This window comes from Nocardioides silvaticus (genome assembly GCF_003160695.1).
GTDB lineage: Bacteria > Actinomycetota > Actinomycetes > Propionibacteriales > Nocardioidaceae > Nocardioides > Nocardioides silvaticus.
Map to the genome: position 1 here is coordinate 191,272 of NZ_QGDD01000008.1, position 13,734 is coordinate 205,005.

The 13,734-nt window shown below is 72.5% G+C and carries 12 protein-coding genes; 2 read left to right on the plus strand and 10 right to left on the minus strand.

Annotation, left to right across the window (positions count from 1 at the left end):
• Positions 1–523: 523 nt before the first annotated feature.
• Positions 524–2,584, minus strand: a complete 2,061-nt coding sequence (locus DJ010_RS17210; RefSeq protein ID WP_109696017.1) for a glycoside hydrolase family 3 protein — start codon at positions 2,582–2,584, stop codon at positions 524–526.
• Between the two features lie 163 nt (positions 2,585–2,747).
• Between DJ010_RS17210 and DJ010_RS17215 the strand changes: the two genes are divergently transcribed.
• Positions 2,748–3,917, plus strand: coding sequence for an ROK family transcriptional regulator (locus tag DJ010_RS17215; protein ID WP_109696019.1), 1,170 nt, complete (start codon positions 2,748–2,750; stop codon positions 3,915–3,917).
• A 6-nt stretch (positions 3,918–3,923) separates the two neighbouring features.
• On the opposite strand, the gene DJ010_RS17220 is transcribed toward DJ010_RS17215, so the two are convergent.
• Both DJ010_RS17220 and ffh read right to left on the minus strand, forming a co-directional pair.
• A complete protein-coding gene (locus tag DJ010_RS17220; RefSeq protein ID WP_109696021.1) occupies positions 3,924–4,292 on the minus strand; it encodes an NYN domain-containing protein in 369 nt (122 codons plus the stop codon).
• The gene (gene ffh / locus DJ010_RS17225; RefSeq protein WP_109696023.1) at positions 4,292–5,899 is read right to left on the minus strand and encodes a signal recognition particle protein; all 1,608 of its coding nucleotides are present in this window, start codon (positions 5,897–5,899) and stop codon (positions 4,292–4,294) included. The genes DJ010_RS17220 and ffh overlap by 1 nt, the downstream gene beginning before the upstream one ends.
• A 93-nt stretch (positions 5,900–5,992) precedes the next feature.
• Here ffh and DJ010_RS17230 point away from each other — a divergent pair, with 93 nt between their 5' ends.
• Positions 5,993–6,286, plus strand: coding sequence for a hypothetical protein (locus DJ010_RS17230; protein ID WP_109696025.1), 294 nt, complete (start codon positions 5,993–5,995; stop codon positions 6,284–6,286).
• Here the strand turns inward: DJ010_RS17230 and DJ010_RS17235 are convergent.
• The 7 genes from DJ010_RS17235 to DJ010_RS17265 form a co-directional block, all read right to left on the minus strand.
• Positions 6,258–8,495, minus strand: a complete 2,238-nt coding sequence (locus DJ010_RS17235) for a [protein-PII] uridylyltransferase (RefSeq protein WP_109696027.1) — start codon at positions 8,493–8,495, stop codon at positions 6,258–6,260. The genes DJ010_RS17230 and DJ010_RS17235 overlap by 29 nt on opposite strands.
• A gap of 21 nt (positions 8,496–8,516) precedes the next feature.
• On the minus strand, positions 8,517–8,855 hold the full coding sequence (locus DJ010_RS17240; protein WP_109696029.1) for a P-II family nitrogen regulator: 339 nt from the start codon (positions 8,853–8,855) through the stop codon (positions 8,517–8,519).
• Complete coding sequence (locus DJ010_RS17245; RefSeq protein ID WP_211318850.1) at positions 8,852–10,198, minus strand: ammonium transporter; 1,347 nt, start codon at positions 10,196–10,198, stop codon at positions 8,852–8,854. The genes DJ010_RS17240 and DJ010_RS17245 overlap by 4 nt, the downstream gene beginning before the upstream one ends.
• An 88-nt stretch (positions 10,199–10,286) precedes the next feature.
• Entirely contained in the window at positions 10,287–11,429 is a 1,143-nt protein-coding gene (gene ftsY / locus DJ010_RS17250) for a signal recognition particle-docking protein FtsY (RefSeq protein WP_211318851.1), read from the minus strand.
• A gap of 10 nt (positions 11,430–11,439) precedes the next feature.
• Positions 11,440–11,628 (minus strand): hypothetical protein, encoded by a 189-nt coding sequence (locus tag DJ010_RS17255; RefSeq protein WP_109696033.1) that lies wholly within the window; start codon positions 11,626–11,628, stop codon positions 11,440–11,442.
• A gap of 45 nt (positions 11,629–11,673) precedes the next feature.
• Positions 11,674–12,396, minus strand: coding sequence for a glycosyltransferase family A protein (locus tag DJ010_RS17260; RefSeq protein WP_109696035.1), 723 nt, complete (start codon positions 12,394–12,396; stop codon positions 11,674–11,676).
• The gene (locus DJ010_RS17265) at positions 12,384–13,688 is read right to left on the minus strand and encodes a hypothetical protein (RefSeq protein WP_109696037.1); all 1,305 of its coding nucleotides are present in this window, start codon (positions 13,686–13,688) and stop codon (positions 12,384–12,386) included. The genes DJ010_RS17260 and DJ010_RS17265 overlap by 13 nt, the downstream gene beginning before the upstream one ends.
• Positions 13,689–13,734: the final 46 nt, after the last annotated feature.

Here is a 13,734-nt window from a genome sequence, read left to right on the forward strand (position 1 = left end):
GTCGAACGCGGGGAATTGCCCGAAAGTACGGCGGTTTCTTGGCTTGCGGGGTCTCGATACGTCCTCGCGCAGAGCGCTCGGACTACTCGACCACCGACCGGCAGCCCGGCGGCGGCGCGCAACCACCCGCCCCTCCCCTCCGTCCAAAGCCCTTTCGGTCGCCACCACCCGCAGCCGCAAGGCCGCGGGCATCGCGCCGCGTCTCGATACGGCCTCGCGCCAAAGCGCTCGGCCTACTCGACGACCAAGGGCCGCGGCCCGTCAGTCGGCGGCGGCGCGCAACCACTCGCCCCCTCCCCTCCGTCCAAAGCCCTTTCGGTCACCACCAGCCACAGCCGCAAGGCCGCGGGCATCGCACGGCGTCTCGATACGGCCTCGCGCCAGAGCGCTCGTCCTACTCGACGACCGAGGGGCGCCAGAGCGCTCGGCCTACTCGACGACCGAAGGGCGCCAGAGCGCTCGGCCTACTCGACGACCGGAAGGCTCGGCCTGCTCGACGACCGACAAGCAGGGGTGCGGAGGGCTAGCGCCCTCGCTTCTTCGGGGTGAGCCCGAAGCCGTAGGGGTAGAGCGGGTCGTAGTCCTCGTCGCCGATGTTGATGGGCTGCTGGTCGACGGAGCGGGGCCAGGTGACGGGGAGCTTCCCGGTGAACTGCTTGCGCCCGAACAGCACGTCGGCGACGCCGTCGCCCTCGCTGCCGGGGAGCCAGGAGGCGACCAGGCTGTCGATCTGGCTGAGCAGGTCGGCGGGGATCTCCATCGGGCGGCCGGAGACGACGAGGACCGTGCAGGAACGGGCCTGGGCGCAGACCGTCTCCACGGCGGCGCGGTCGGCGTCGGAGAGCTGCATGGTCTTCGGCGGGCGCGGTACGCCGTTGTCACCGGGGTCCCAGGCCCACTGCGGGCCGCCGACGTCGCCGAAGCCCTCGGCGTACGGCGTCTCGCCCACCACGACGATGCCGTCCGCCTTGCGCGGCACCGGCGCGGACGCGTCCTCGGAGAAGACGACCTGCCCCTTCGTGGCGTCCTCGATGCCGTCGAGGATGGTGGAGCCGGGGAAGACGTTGGTGGAGCCGCCCTGCCAGGTCAGCGTCCAGCCGCCGGCCTGGTTGCCCATGCTGTCGGCGTTGCTGCCGGCCACGTAGACCCTCGCCCTCGGGGACAGCGGCAGTGTGCGGTGCTTGTTGCGGAGCAGCACCTGCGACTCGGCCACCGCCTGGCGTGCGACCTTGCGGTGCTGCTTGCTGCCGACCTCGTCGAGATGGGTGCGGTCGGTGTAGGGGTTCTCGAACAGGCCGAGCTCGAACTTGGCCGTGAGGATCCGCGAGACGGCGTCGTCGATCCGGCTCATCGGCACGACCTCGTCCTCGACGAGCTGGATGAGCGTCTCGATGAGCTGCGGGTAGCCGACGGCGTCGCCGGAGAACGGCTCCATGAACATGTCGACGCCGGCGTTGACGGAGGCGGCGACCTGGGTGGCGTAGTCGCCCGGGATCTGGTGGATCGCCCGCCAGTCCGAGATCACGAACCCCTCGAAGCCGAGCTCGTCCTTGAGCACGCCATTGATCAGGTAGTCGTGGGCGTGCATCTTCAGCGGGTTGCCGAGGCCGTCGGTGGTCCAGTCGACGCTCGAGAAGGACGGCATGACCGTGCCGACGTCGTGCTTCTCGACGGCAGGGACGTACGGCGACAGGGCCAGCCGCCGGAAGTCGCGACGCGACACCTCGGTGATGCCCTGGTCGATCGTGTAGTCGCCCTCGCCGGTGCCGAAGCTGGTGAGCCCGTCGCCCGCGTAGTGCTTGGCCGTCGCCAGCACCCGGTCGGGCTCGGCGAGGTCGCGGCCGTCGGGACGGCCCTGCATGCCGACGATGATCGCGGACATCCTCGCGGCCAGCTCCGGGTCCTCGCCGAAGGACTCGTAGGTGCGGCCCCAGCGGTCGTCGCGCGCCACGCAGACGCAGGGTGCGAAGTTCCACTGCGGGCCGGTCGCGCGGGTCTCCTCGGCCGTGATGTGCCCGATCTCCTTCACCAGACGCACGTTGCGCGTCGCACCGAGACCGATGTTGTGCGGGAAGACCGTTGCGCCGTTGAGGTTGGCGTGACCGTGGACCGAGTCGACGCCGTACAGCAGCGGGATGCCGAGGCGCGTGGACAGCGCCTGCTCCTGCAGGCTGTCGACCATGTCGGCCCAACCCGCCGGCGAGTTGTCCTCCGGGACCGAGCCGCCGCCCGACAGCACGCTGCCGAGGAACAGGTCGGCGACCTGGGTCGGGTCACCGGCGACGTCCCCACGCTCGGCCTGCGCCATCTGCCCGACCTTCTCGGCCAGCGTCATCCGGGCCAGCAGGTCGGCGACCCGCTCCTCGACGGGCAGCGAGGCGTCCTTGTACGCCGGCGTGGGACGCGCGGTGGCGACCGGGGTGCCGGAGGAGGTGGGTGCCGTCACCAGGCTCGCGACCAGGGTCAGGGCCACGGCGAGCCCGAGTGGCCGGAGCCGGAGAAGACGGATCCGGAGAGGACGGGGCCGGACGCCCCGTCGGCCGGGCCACCGGGTGGTGGCGGGATCGAAGGTACCGAGGGACATCGTCGTCTCCTTGCCCGAGCGGAGAGTGCGGCGGTGATTGCGCCGCCGGCGGGTTCGCCGTCGTCAACGTAGGAATCGGCTTTTGTCCGCGTCAATGCCGAAAGAACGCGTAGACCACAGTTTTTTGTTCACTTCCCGACAGAAGGGACGTAGGGTCACCGGCATGCCCAGCGGCTCCTCCCTCGAGCGGCTGCGCGCTGCGAACCGGCGCGCGCTCCTCGCGCTGCTCGACACCGAGGGACCGCTCAGCCGGGCCGACCTCGCCCGCGGCACCGGCCTGTCCCGCACGACGATCTCCGGACTGGTGACCGACCTCGTCGCTGCCGGTCAGGTGGTCGAGACGACCGACAAGGGGCGGCCCCACAAGGGCGGCAGCGGCCGACCGCCGATGCTGATCGCGCTGAGCCCCGGCTCCGGCACGGTGGTCGGCGTCGACCTCGGCCACCGCCACCTCCGGGTGGCCCTCGCCGACCGCACCGGCACCGTGCTGGCCGAGGAGACCGAGACCATCGACGTCGACGAGGACGGCACCGCAGCCCTCGACCGCGCGGCGGCGGCGGCCCGTCGCATCGCCCACGCGGCCGGGAAGGACGCGGCCCGCGTGCACATGGTCGGCATGTGCGTACCGGCGCCGTTCGACCGCCGCTCGGCACGGATCCGGACCGGGATCCTCCGCGGCTGGCGGGACCTCTCCCCCGGCGAGGAGCTCGCGCGGCGGCTCGGCGTACCCGTGCACGTCGACAACGACGCCAACCTCGGTGCCCTCGCCGAGCACACCCGCGGCGCGTCCCACGGCTCCGCGCACGCGATCTACGTCAAGATCGCCAGCGGCATCGGGGCCGGCATCGTGCTCGGCGGCCGCCTGCACCGCGGCGCGACCGGACAGGCCGGCGAGATCGGCCACGTGCAGGTCGGCGAGGACGGAGCGATCTGCCGCTGCGGCAACCGCGGCTGCCTCGAGACCGTCGCGGCGGCGCCGCGGCTGCTGGCCGTCCTGCAGCCGGCCTACGACGAGCCGCTCACCGCCACCCGCGTGCGCGAGCTCGACGCCGAGGGCGACGCCGGCGTGCGGCGCGTGCTCTCCGACGCCGGCCGCACGATCGGACGTGCGCTCGCCGACCTCTGCAACAGCCTCAACCCCGAGGTGATCGTGCTCGGCGGCTCGCTCGGCGCCTCGGCGTCGCTGCGCGAGGGCATCCGGGCGGCCGTCGACCGCTATGCCCAGCCGGACACCGCCGACGCGGTCCGGGTGGTTGCCGCGCAGCTGGGCGACCGCGCCGAGCTGGTCGGCGCTGTCGCGCTGGCCGTCGCCCGTTCTCGCGAGCCCTCCTGACTCAGATCACAGCAGGTCGAGCAACCAGCTCGGGCGGACCGTGGTCGCGCCGACGCCCGCCACCCGCGCGTCGAGAGCCCGGTCCGCGGTCACGACCGTGACCCGGTCGCCGCGCTCGGCGGCCCGCTTCGCCTCGGCGAGGATCGTCGCGTCGCCGTCCTTGGGCGCGTGCACCGTCCGGACGTGGGCGTCCTTGCCGGGCCGGACCCCACCCTTCGCCCCGCCCTCGAGGACGAGCACCACCTGGTCCTGCGGCACGCCGGCGACGAGCAGCTGCTCGTGCAGCTTGCGTGCCGCTCCGGCACGGTCCTTCCACCAGCCGTCGGGGCGGGTGCCGACGACGTTGGCGCCGTCGACGATGAGGACCGTGGCCATCACTTGAGGAACTTGGAGAAGTCCTTGGGAAGATCGAGGTTCGCGGCGGCTGCCTCGTAGTCGACGTCCTCGTCGGCGGCGAAGCCGAACGGGTTGGCCTTCTGCTGTGCCGCCTTCTCCTTCGCGGCGGCGGCCTCCTCGGCGGCCTTGGCCGGGTTGCCGGACCGGCGCTTGCCGCCCTTGCCCTTGGCCTTCTGCGCCTGCTTGGCCTTGGCGCGCTTGCCGCCGCCGGGACCGCCCATCCCGGGCATCACGGGCATCCCCGGCATTCCGGGCATCCCGGGCATCCCGGGCATGCCGCCGCCCTTGGCCATCTGCATCATCATCTTGCGCGCCTCGAAGAACCGGTCGACGAGCCCGTTCACGTCGGACACGGTGCGGCCGGAGCCCTTCGCGATCCGCGCCCGGCGCGAGCCGTCGATGATCTTCGGGTTGTGCCGCTCGGCGGGCGTCATCGACCGGATGATCGCCTCGATGCGGTCGATCTCCCGCTCGTCGAAGTTCTCGAGCTGCTCGCGGATCTGGCCCGCGCCCGGCAGCATCTTGAGGATCTTGGTCATCGAGCCGAGCTTCTTGACCTGCTGCATCTGCTCGAGGAAGTCGTCGAGAGTGAACTCGCCACCCTGGCCCGACAGCTTCTGCGCGGCCTTGAGCGCCTGCTCCTGGTCGAAGGCCTTCTCGGCCTGCTCGATCAGGGTCATCACGTCGCCCATGTCGAGGATCCGCGACGCCATCCGGTCTGGGTGGAAGACGTCGAAGTCGGTCATCTTCTCGCCGGAGGAGGCGAACATGACCGGCTTGCCGGTGACCTGACGGATCGACAGCGCGGCACCACCGCGGGCGTCGCCGTCGAGCTTGGTCAGCACGACGCCGTCGTACCCGACGCCGTCGAGGAAGGCCTGGGCCGTGGTCAGCGCGTCCTGGCCGATCATCGCGTCGACGACGAACAGCACCTCGTCGGGCTGCACCGCGTCGCGGATCGCGGCGGCCTGGCTCATCATCTCCGCGTCGACACCGAGGCGACCCGCGGTGTCGACGATCACGACGTCGTGGAGCTTGCGCTTGGCCTCCTCGACCGACGCCTTCGCCACGCCGACGGGGTCGCCGACGCCGTTGCCGGCCTCGGGAGCGAAGACGGGCACGCCGACCTTGTCGCCGTTGACCTGCAGCTGCTGGACGGCGTTGGGGCGCTGGAGGTCGCAGGCGACCAGCAGCGGCGACTTGCCCTGGTCCTTCAGCCACAGCGCGAGCTTGGCCGCGAGGGTCGTCTTGCCGGCGCCCTGGAGGCCGGCGAGCATGACGACGGTCGGGCCGGTCTTGGCGTAGCGCAGCCGCCGCGTCTCGCCGCCGAGGATCGTGACGAGCTCCTCGTCGACGATCTTGATGACCTGCTGGGCGGGGTTCAGCGCCTGGCTGACCTCCTCGCCCCGGGCTCGCTCCTTGACTGCCGCAACGAAGTCCTTGACCACCGGCAGCGCGACGTCGGCCTCGAGCAGCGCGATCCGGATCTCGCGCGCGGTCGCGTCGATGTCGGCCTCGGAGAGCCGGCCCTTGCCGCGCAGGTTCTTGAACGTGTCGGCAAGGCGGTCGGACAGGGTGGCGAACAAAGGGGTTCCTCAAGGACGGGGTGCGCGGGTCGATCAGCGGTCCATCCTAACGGCGAAGCGGTCGTACGCCGGTGCCCGGCATACCCTGGCGACGTGACCTACATCGTGTTCGGTGTCGCCGGGGTGCTCGTCCTGTGCCTCGTCGTCTGGGCCGGGCACCGCATGGTCCGCAACCCAGCGCCCAACGCCGGCGGCATCGCCGACGGGCTGGGCAGCTTCAACGAGGTCTTCGACCCGGGCCGGGCCCGGGCCGACCAGGACCTCAAGTCCAGGGACAACCAGCGCGAGATCGTGCCCCGCCCCGAGGACGAGGACGACCATCCGTTCCGCATCGACCACGTCACGATGCGGGCCCACATCAAGCGCCCGAAGCCTCCGCAGGCTTGAGCCGCTCCCGGACGGCGGTGGCCGCCTCCGCCGCCCGTGGCCCGGACAGCGGTTCGCCGCCGGGCTCCTGCACGTAGAACACGTCGACGGCCTGCGGGCCGAGCGTCGAGATGTGCGCCGAGCGCACCGACATGCCGAGCTCCGCGAGCACCGCGCTGACCAGGTAGACGACGCCGAGCCGGTCGGCGGTGCGCACCTCGACCACCGTCGCCTGCTCGCTCGCCTCCGGCCGGACGACGACCGTCGGGGCGAGGTCGGGTCCCGAGCCGTCGGCCCGGGGGGCCAGTCGCGCGGCCGGGTCGACGCGCCCGGCGGCCACCGAGTCGAACACGTTGCGCAGCCGCCCCTCGTCGAGCCGGTCGTCCGCGACGTCCCACACGCAGACGCCGTGCTCCCCCTGGGCCCAGATCCGCGCCGCCCGCACCTGCAGCCGCTGCAGCGCGAACGTGGCGGCGACGTCGGCGAGCAGTCCCACCCGGTCGAGCGAGACCATCGTGACCCGGGAGCCGTCCTCGACGGCGCGGACGGTGATGGCGATCGACCCGGACCGCGCGGCGGCAGGGATGTCGATCTCCTCGACGGCGTCGGCGGCAGGCACGCTCCCCTGCTCCAGCGCCGCGCGGGTGCGGCGCGCGAGGTCGCGGACCAGGCCCGCCCGCCACGTCGTCCAGGCCTTCGGAGAGGTCGCTCGAGCATCGGCCTCGGTGAGCGCGGCCAGCAGCGCGAGCGCCTCGGGCGTGCGGACGTGCTCGGTGAGCAGCTCGATGGTGGCCGGGTCGTCGGGGTCGCGGGTGGTGGCCGTCGTGACGAGCAGCAGGTGCCAGCGCACCAGCCGCGCGACAAGGTCGACGGCCTGCTGGTCGAAGCCCATCCGGGTCGCGATGGCGCGGGCGACCGGCTCCCCCGCCACGCTGTGCTCGACCTCGCCCCCCTTGCCGATGTCGTGCAGCAGCGCCGCGACGACAAGCACGTCGGGCCGCGCGACCTCACGGATCAGGGCGGCCGCCTCGATGCAGGTCTCGACGACGTGCCGGTCGACGGTGAACCGGTGAATCTCCGAGGCGTGCGGCAGCAGCCGGATCCGCTCCCACTCAGGCAGCACGGCCGACAGGGCCCCGGTCTCCTCGAGCGTCTCCCACACCGCCAGCAGGCCCGGGCCGGCCGCGAGCAGGCGCACCAGCTCCTGGCGGGCCTCCTCGGGCCACGGGTCGGGCAGGGGCGGGCACTCGCGCACCAGCCGGGCGGCCGTCGGCGGTGCCAGCGGCACGTTGCGCCGCGCCGCCTCGGCCGCCGCGCGGAGCAGCAGGACCGGGTCGGTCGCGGGCCTTGCCCCGCGGTCCAGCACCACCTCGCCCTTCGACAGCGCGACGCCGGGAGCGAGCCGCTCGAGCTCGGGGCGCCGCGGCCGGCCGGCGGGCGTCCGTCGTACGGCGTCCTCGGCACGGCGCCACACGAGCCGCGACAGGTGGGTCAGCCGGCGCCCGAGCTCGCGCACCTGCCGCTGGGCGGCGCGGTCGTCGGGGAGGTCGAGCGCCCCGGCCAGCGCCGGCCAGTGCTCGGGCGCGATCCGGTCGGTCGCGCGGCCGGCAGCCGCATGCAGGTGGTCGCGGAGATCGAGCAGCTGGTGCCGGGACCGTTCGAGGTCCGAGGCCGGCACGTCGACCAGCCAGGTCGCCATCAGGCTCTTGAGGGCGGTCGCGTCCCGCAGCCCGCCCTCGGCCTCCTTGAGGTCCGGCACCGCAAGGTGGGCCAGCTCCCCGACCAGCCGGTGCCGGGCGAGCACCATCTCGTGCAGCTCCGGGAGCCGCTGCTTGGCCCCGCGCCGCCACTCCGCCAGGGCTGCGGTCCGGAGCCGGATCGTCAGGTTCGGGTCACCGGCCACGTGCCGGACGTCGAGCAGCCCCGACGCCACCCGCACGTCGGCCCGCGCGGCCTCGAGCATCTCCGGCAGCGACCGCACCGAGTGGTCGAGCTTCTCCCCCGAGTCCCACAGCGGGTACCACAGCTGCTGACCCAGCTCCCCGAGGTCGACCCCGCCGTCGGCGACCAGCACCACGTCGAGGTCGGAGTACGGCGCCAGCTCGCCCCTGCCGTAGCCACCGACCGCCACCAGGGCGACGCCCGTGTCCGGTCCCCCCGCGACGTCGTACGCCCGCGTGCACAGCGCGTCCGCCGCCCCGGTGCGCTCGGCTCTCTCAGTCGCGGTCATCGGGCGATGACCCTGGCCACCTCAGAGTGCAGCACTGTCCTTGTCGCCGGTGCGGACACGGACGACGGTCTCGATCGGGCTGACCCAGACCTTGCCGTCACCGATGCGCCCGGTCTGGGCGGTCTTGGTGATGATCCCGACGATGTCCTCGGTGTCGGCGTCGTCGATGACGATCTCGATGCGGATCTTGGGGACCAGCGCGATGTCGTACTCCGCACCGCGGTAGACCTCGGTGTGGCCCTTCTGGCGGCCGTAGCCGCTGACCTCGCTGACCGTCATGCCGGTCACGCCGAAGGACTCGAGGGCCTCGCGTACGTCTTCCCACTTGTGCGGCTTGATGACCGCCGTGACGAGCTTCATGCACGTGCTCCTTCTGCCGGGGTGGTGGTGGCGGTCGAGGTGAGGACCGACGTACGACGGGCGCCGCCGCCCGTGCCGAGATCGTAGGCCGACTCGCCGTGCTCGACGAAGTCGATCCCTTCGACCTCGTCCTCGGGGTCCAGACGCAGGCCCATGGTGACCTTGATGGCGAGGCCGACGAGCAGGGTGGCGATCGCGGACCAGGCCATCGCGAAGAGCGCGACGACGACCTGGACGACCAGCTGCTTGGCGTCGCCACCGGTGAGCAGGCCGAGGTCGTCCGAGGCGAGGAAGCCGACGCCGACCGTGCCGACGAGGCCACCGACGAGGTGGACGCCGACGACGTCGAGCGAGTCGTCGTAGCCGAAGCGGTACTTGAGGCCGACCGCCAGCGCGCAGAGACCGCCGGCGAAGAGGCCGAGCACGATCGCGCTCCACGGCACGAGGTTGCCGCACGCCGGCGTGATCGCGACCAGGCCGGCGACCACACCGGAGGCCGCGCCGAGCGAGGTCCCCTTGCCGTCGCGGACCTTCTCGACGAGGAGCCACCCCATCATCGCCGCGCAGGTGGCGAGCGTGGTGTTGAGCCAGACCAGGCCGGTCTCGGTCTCGTAGGCGTCGAGGTTGACGATCGAGCCGACGTTGAAGCCGAACCAGCCGAACCACAGCAGGCCGGCGCCGATCATCGTGAGCGTCAGGTTGTGCGGCTTCATCGGCTCCTTGCCGAAGCCGAGGCGCTTGCCGAGCAGGATCGCCAGGACCAGGCCCGCGACACCGGCGTTGATGTGCACGACCGTGCCGCCGGCGTAGTCGATCGGCGCGACCTCGGCGGCGCCGTCACCGGAGAACAGCAGGTCGGCGAGGCCGTCCTGGACCCCGCTGAGGAACCCGCCGCCCCACACCATGTGCGCCAGCGGGAAGTAGGACAGCGTCACCCACAACGGCAGGAAGACCAGCCAGGCCGAGAACTTGAGCCGGTCGGCGACCGCTCCGCTGATGAGCGCGGCGGTGATGACCGCGAAGGTCAGCTGGAAGGCGACGAACACGTAGTTGGCCGGGTCGGTCGTCTCGAGCCCGAACTGCTTGAACGGGTCGGAGAAGAGCTTGCCGATCTCCTTGCCGGTCTCGCCGTCGGCCGTGGCGAACGTCGTGCTGTAGGACATCGACCACCCCCACAGTGCGTAGACGATGCCGACGACGCCGATCGCGCTGAACGACATCATCATCATGTTCAGCACCGACTTGCTCCGGCTCATGCCGCCGTAGAACAGAGCCAGTCCGGGAGCCGTCATCAACAGCACGAGCGATGCCGAGACCAGCATCCAGGTGTAGTAGCCGTCCATGGCCCTCACCTTGGTGGCGCGAGGTTTCGCGACCGTCCGGGACTTGTTTCAGCCGTGAAACGAGTTCCGTCCTCGTGTTACGGGAGTGTTACCCGAGCAGAGCGTCCACGAAGGCCGCGGCGTCGAACGGGGCCAGGTCGTCGGGCCCCTCGCCGAGGCCGACCAGCTTGACCGGCACCCCGAGCTGACGCTGGACGGCGACGACGATCCCGCCCTTCGCGGAGCCGTCGAGCTTGGTCAGGGCGATGCCGGTGACGTCGACGACCTCGGAGAAGACCTTGGCCTGGATCAGGCCGTTCTGGCCGGTGGTGGCGTCGAGGACGAGCAGCACCTCGGAGACCGGCGCCTGCTTCTCGATGACCCGCTTGACCTTGCCGAGCTCGTCCATCAGGCCCTGCTTGTTCTGCAGCCGGCCGGCGGTGTCGACCACGACGGTGTCGACACCGCGCTCCACGCCGTCCTTGACGGCCTCGAACGCCACGCTCGCCGGGTCGCCGCCCTCGGGGCCGCGGACGACCTCGACGCCGACGCGCTCGCCCCAGGTGCCGAGCTGGTCGGCGGCGGCGGCGCGGAAGGTGTCGGCGGCGGCGAGCAGCACGGAACGCTCCTCGGCGACGAGGATGCGGGCCAGCTTGCCCACGGTGGTGGTCTTGCCGGTGCCGTTGACACCGACCACGAGGACCACGCCGGGGCCGCCCTGGGCGCCGCTCACGTGGAGCGAGCGGTCCATCGTCGGGTCGACCAGGGTGATCAGCTCCTCACGGAGCACGGCGCGCACGTCGGTGGCCTCGCCGCCCTCGACCCGCAGGCGCGTGCGCAGCCGCTCGACGAGCTCCTGGGTGGGCTGCACACCGATGTCGGCCCCGAGGAGCAGGTCCTCGATCGCCTCCCAGGTGTCCTCGTCGAGCTTCTCGCGGCTCAGCAGGCCCAGCAGGCCCTTGCCGAGTGTGCCGGAACCGGCCAGCCGCTGGCGGAGCCGGACCAGCCGCGAGGCCGGCCGCTCGGGCCGCTCGAGGGTCGGGACCACGACCTCCGGCTCGGCGACCGCGGTGCCGGCGGCGTCGTCCTCGACCGGCGGGGCGAGGACGTCGGTGGCCGTCGTCGACGACGGCGGCGCCTCGACCGGGGCACCCTTGCGACCGCGGGCCAGCAGGGCCGCGCCGCCCACGACGACGACGAGCGCCAGGATCGCGAGACCGATGACGAGGTAGAGCCACTCCATGGCGCTCATCCTCGCAGGGCTACCTCAGGCGCAGGAGTTCGGCCTCGTCCTCGTCGAGCACCGGCGCGGCGTCGGCGGCCCTGCCGAGCACGTCGCCGAGCCACGGCAGTGCCGGGACCTTCTCGCCGCGGTGCGGGAAGGCGACGTACAGGATGACGAGGCCGGCGACCGCCAGGCTGGAGAGCATCGCGATCACGATGAAGAGCACGTCGTTCGTTCCTCCGAGTAGGTGACGGACCACTGTCCCCCGAAACTACCGGTGCTCCTGCCACCACGCGAAGTCGAGGACCTCGCTCGGGCGTGTCAGCACCCGGCGGGACCGGGCCTGGACGAACTGGGACCCCTCGCGCCGGCGCTTGAAGTGGATGGTCTCCGGGACGACGCGGTGCACGTAGCCGCCGCGGTAGGTCTCCAGCATCCAGTGCCAGTCCTCGTAGGCGTAGCCGTCAGCCACTGCGCGGTCGGCGAACGGGTGCTCGACGTAGGCGGCCCGGGGCGCCAGGCACAGGGCGTCCCAGGGGTTCGCGACCCGCAGGAAGGCCGGGTCGAACGCCGGGTCGGTCTGGTCGGGCAGGAAGTAGAGGTTCTGCTGGTCGCCGAAGAACCAGTTGAGCTCCGGGTGTGCGATGGTCCGCACGCTCTCCGCGCACAGGCGGTAGGCGTCGACCAGCCAGTTCTCGCTCCAGAGGTCGTCGCCGTCGAGGAACGCGACGTGGCCGCCGGCCGCCAGGCCGACGGCGTGGTTGCGGACCTTGCCCTGGTCGGCGTACGACACCGTGGCGACGGCCGCGCCGTGCCGGTCGGCCTCGGCGAGGACCGCGGCGGTGGCGGCGGTCGGGTTGTCGAGCACGACGAGCACCTCGACGTCGATCCCGTCGGCGCGCGCGACGCCGACGGCGTCGAGCAGGCTGCGGAACGACAGCCCGGCCATCACGCCCTCGCCGTGGGCGGTGAGGATCGCGGTCACGTCAGCCATGTCGCCCCCGCCACGCAGTCCTCGGGCGCCAGCACCCGGCTACGAGCTCCCTCGGGCAGCAGGTAGCGCGCCACGAGCTCGTCCCGCTGCTCCTCGGTGTCGGTGACCACCCACGCCAGCCGGTCGAAGCAGGCCTGGAAGTCGGCATCGGCGGCCGCGCTCGTCGGCGCGACCAGCACGGCGCCGAGCTGCAGCTCGTTGCTCAGCGTCGTGCCGTACGACGCCAGCAGCTGCCAGCCCACCTCGCTCCCGGCGACCACCAGGCGCCGGGGTCGCACCCCGCGCACGACGTCGAGCAGCCCCTGCACGCGGCGGGTGTCGCTGAGACCGGCCCAGGGACCCGACAGGTCGACGGCGCGGACCGACTCACCCGACTCACCCACGGGCAGCTCGGGCGGGACGGGTCCCTCGGTAGTCGCCACCACGACCGTGCCGTCGGAGCCCGCCGCGGCAAGAGCCCGGGCGACCGCGCTGAGGCCGGGACCGGCCGCCCGCCCGCCGGGGACGACGACGACGGTGTCCGCGCGCACCAGGCCGAGCCCGCGTCGTACCTCCTCCGCCCGGGCGGCCGGCACCACCATCGGGTGGGTGTGCGGCGGCCAGCTCACCCACCGCTCGCGCGGACCCTCGTCGATCGCCGGTTCGATGGCGGCGGCCTTGGCCACCAGGGCGCGCACCCGCTCGTTCTCCAGGCCCGCCAGCTTGGCGACACCGCGGGCGACGCCTTCCTCGAGCCAGCTGGTCCGGGTGAGGTCGTAGTCGGCGGCGCGGTGCAGCAGCCCCACCACGAGCGGCGGGTCCTGCCGCTCCCGCGCCCCGGGTCCGGCCGGGCCGGCCCCGTGGTTCGGGCCGAACGGTGTCGGCATCCGTCCGGCGGCGTAGCACCCGGCGCGGAGGTACTGCGCGAACGACCAGTCGGCGGCGGCAGCCAGGTCGGGGTGACGGGCCTCGTAGAACGCGGCGTCGAACAGCACGGTCGGCACGATCCGCTCGTCCCAGCCGACCGTGAGCCAGTGCTCGAACGGGTCGACGCCCGGCTCGGCGCGCAGCCCGCGGGCGGCGAGTCGCTCGCGGTAGACGTCGGGGTTGAACAGCCCGCTGATGCGCGCGCCGTCGCGCCGTCCCGATTGCTCGAAGTGCGCGACCGCGGCGTCGAGGTCGCCGGCCAACGACGGCTCCCCGACCTGCGCGGCGTAGAACCGGGGGTGCGCCGCGAGCCTCAGCCGGCGGGCCTTCGCGGGAGGTGCGGGCTCCTCGTCGCGACGATCGCGGCGGGGCCGGATCGACCTCATCGGCGCGTCCTCCCTCTGAGGTTCTCGACGGCGCCGCGATGCTAGC

What these genes read in the sequence shown, in the direction of transcription:
- DJ010_RS17215 (WP_109696019.1), top strand. Translation starts at nt 2,748, where the DNA reads ATGCCCAGCGGCTCCTCCCTCGAGCGGCTGCGCGCTGCGAACCGGCGC.
- DJ010_RS17245 (WP_211318850.1), bottom strand. Translation starts at nt 10,198, where the DNA reads ATGGACGGCTACTACACCTGGATGCTGGTCTCGGCATCGCTCGTGCTG.
- DJ010_RS17220 (WP_109696021.1), bottom strand. Translation starts at nt 4,292, where the DNA reads ATGGCCACGGTCCTCATCGTCGACGGCGCCAACGTCGTCGGCACCCGC.
- DJ010_RS17235 (WP_109696027.1), bottom strand. Translation starts at nt 8,495, where the DNA reads ATGACCGCGACTGAGAGAGCCGAGCGCACCGGGGCGGCGGACGCGCTG.
- DJ010_RS17265 (WP_109696037.1), bottom strand. Translation starts at nt 13,688, where the DNA reads ATGAGGTCGATCCGGCCCCGCCGCGATCGTCGCGACGAGGAGCCCGCA.
- DJ010_RS17240 (WP_109696029.1), bottom strand. Translation starts at nt 8,855, where the DNA reads ATGAAGCTCGTCACGGCGGTCATCAAGCCGCACAAGTGGGAAGACGTA.
- DJ010_RS17260 (WP_109696035.1), bottom strand. Translation starts at nt 12,396, where the DNA reads ATGGCTGACGTGACCGCGATCCTCACCGCCCACGGCGAGGGCGTGATG.
- DJ010_RS17210 (WP_109696017.1), bottom strand. Translation starts at nt 2,584, where the DNA reads ATGTCCCTCGGTACCTTCGATCCCGCCACCACCCGGTGGCCCGGCCGA.
- ftsY (WP_211318851.1), bottom strand. Translation starts at nt 11,429, where the DNA reads ATGAGCGCCATGGAGTGGCTCTACCTCGTCATCGGTCTCGCGATCCTG.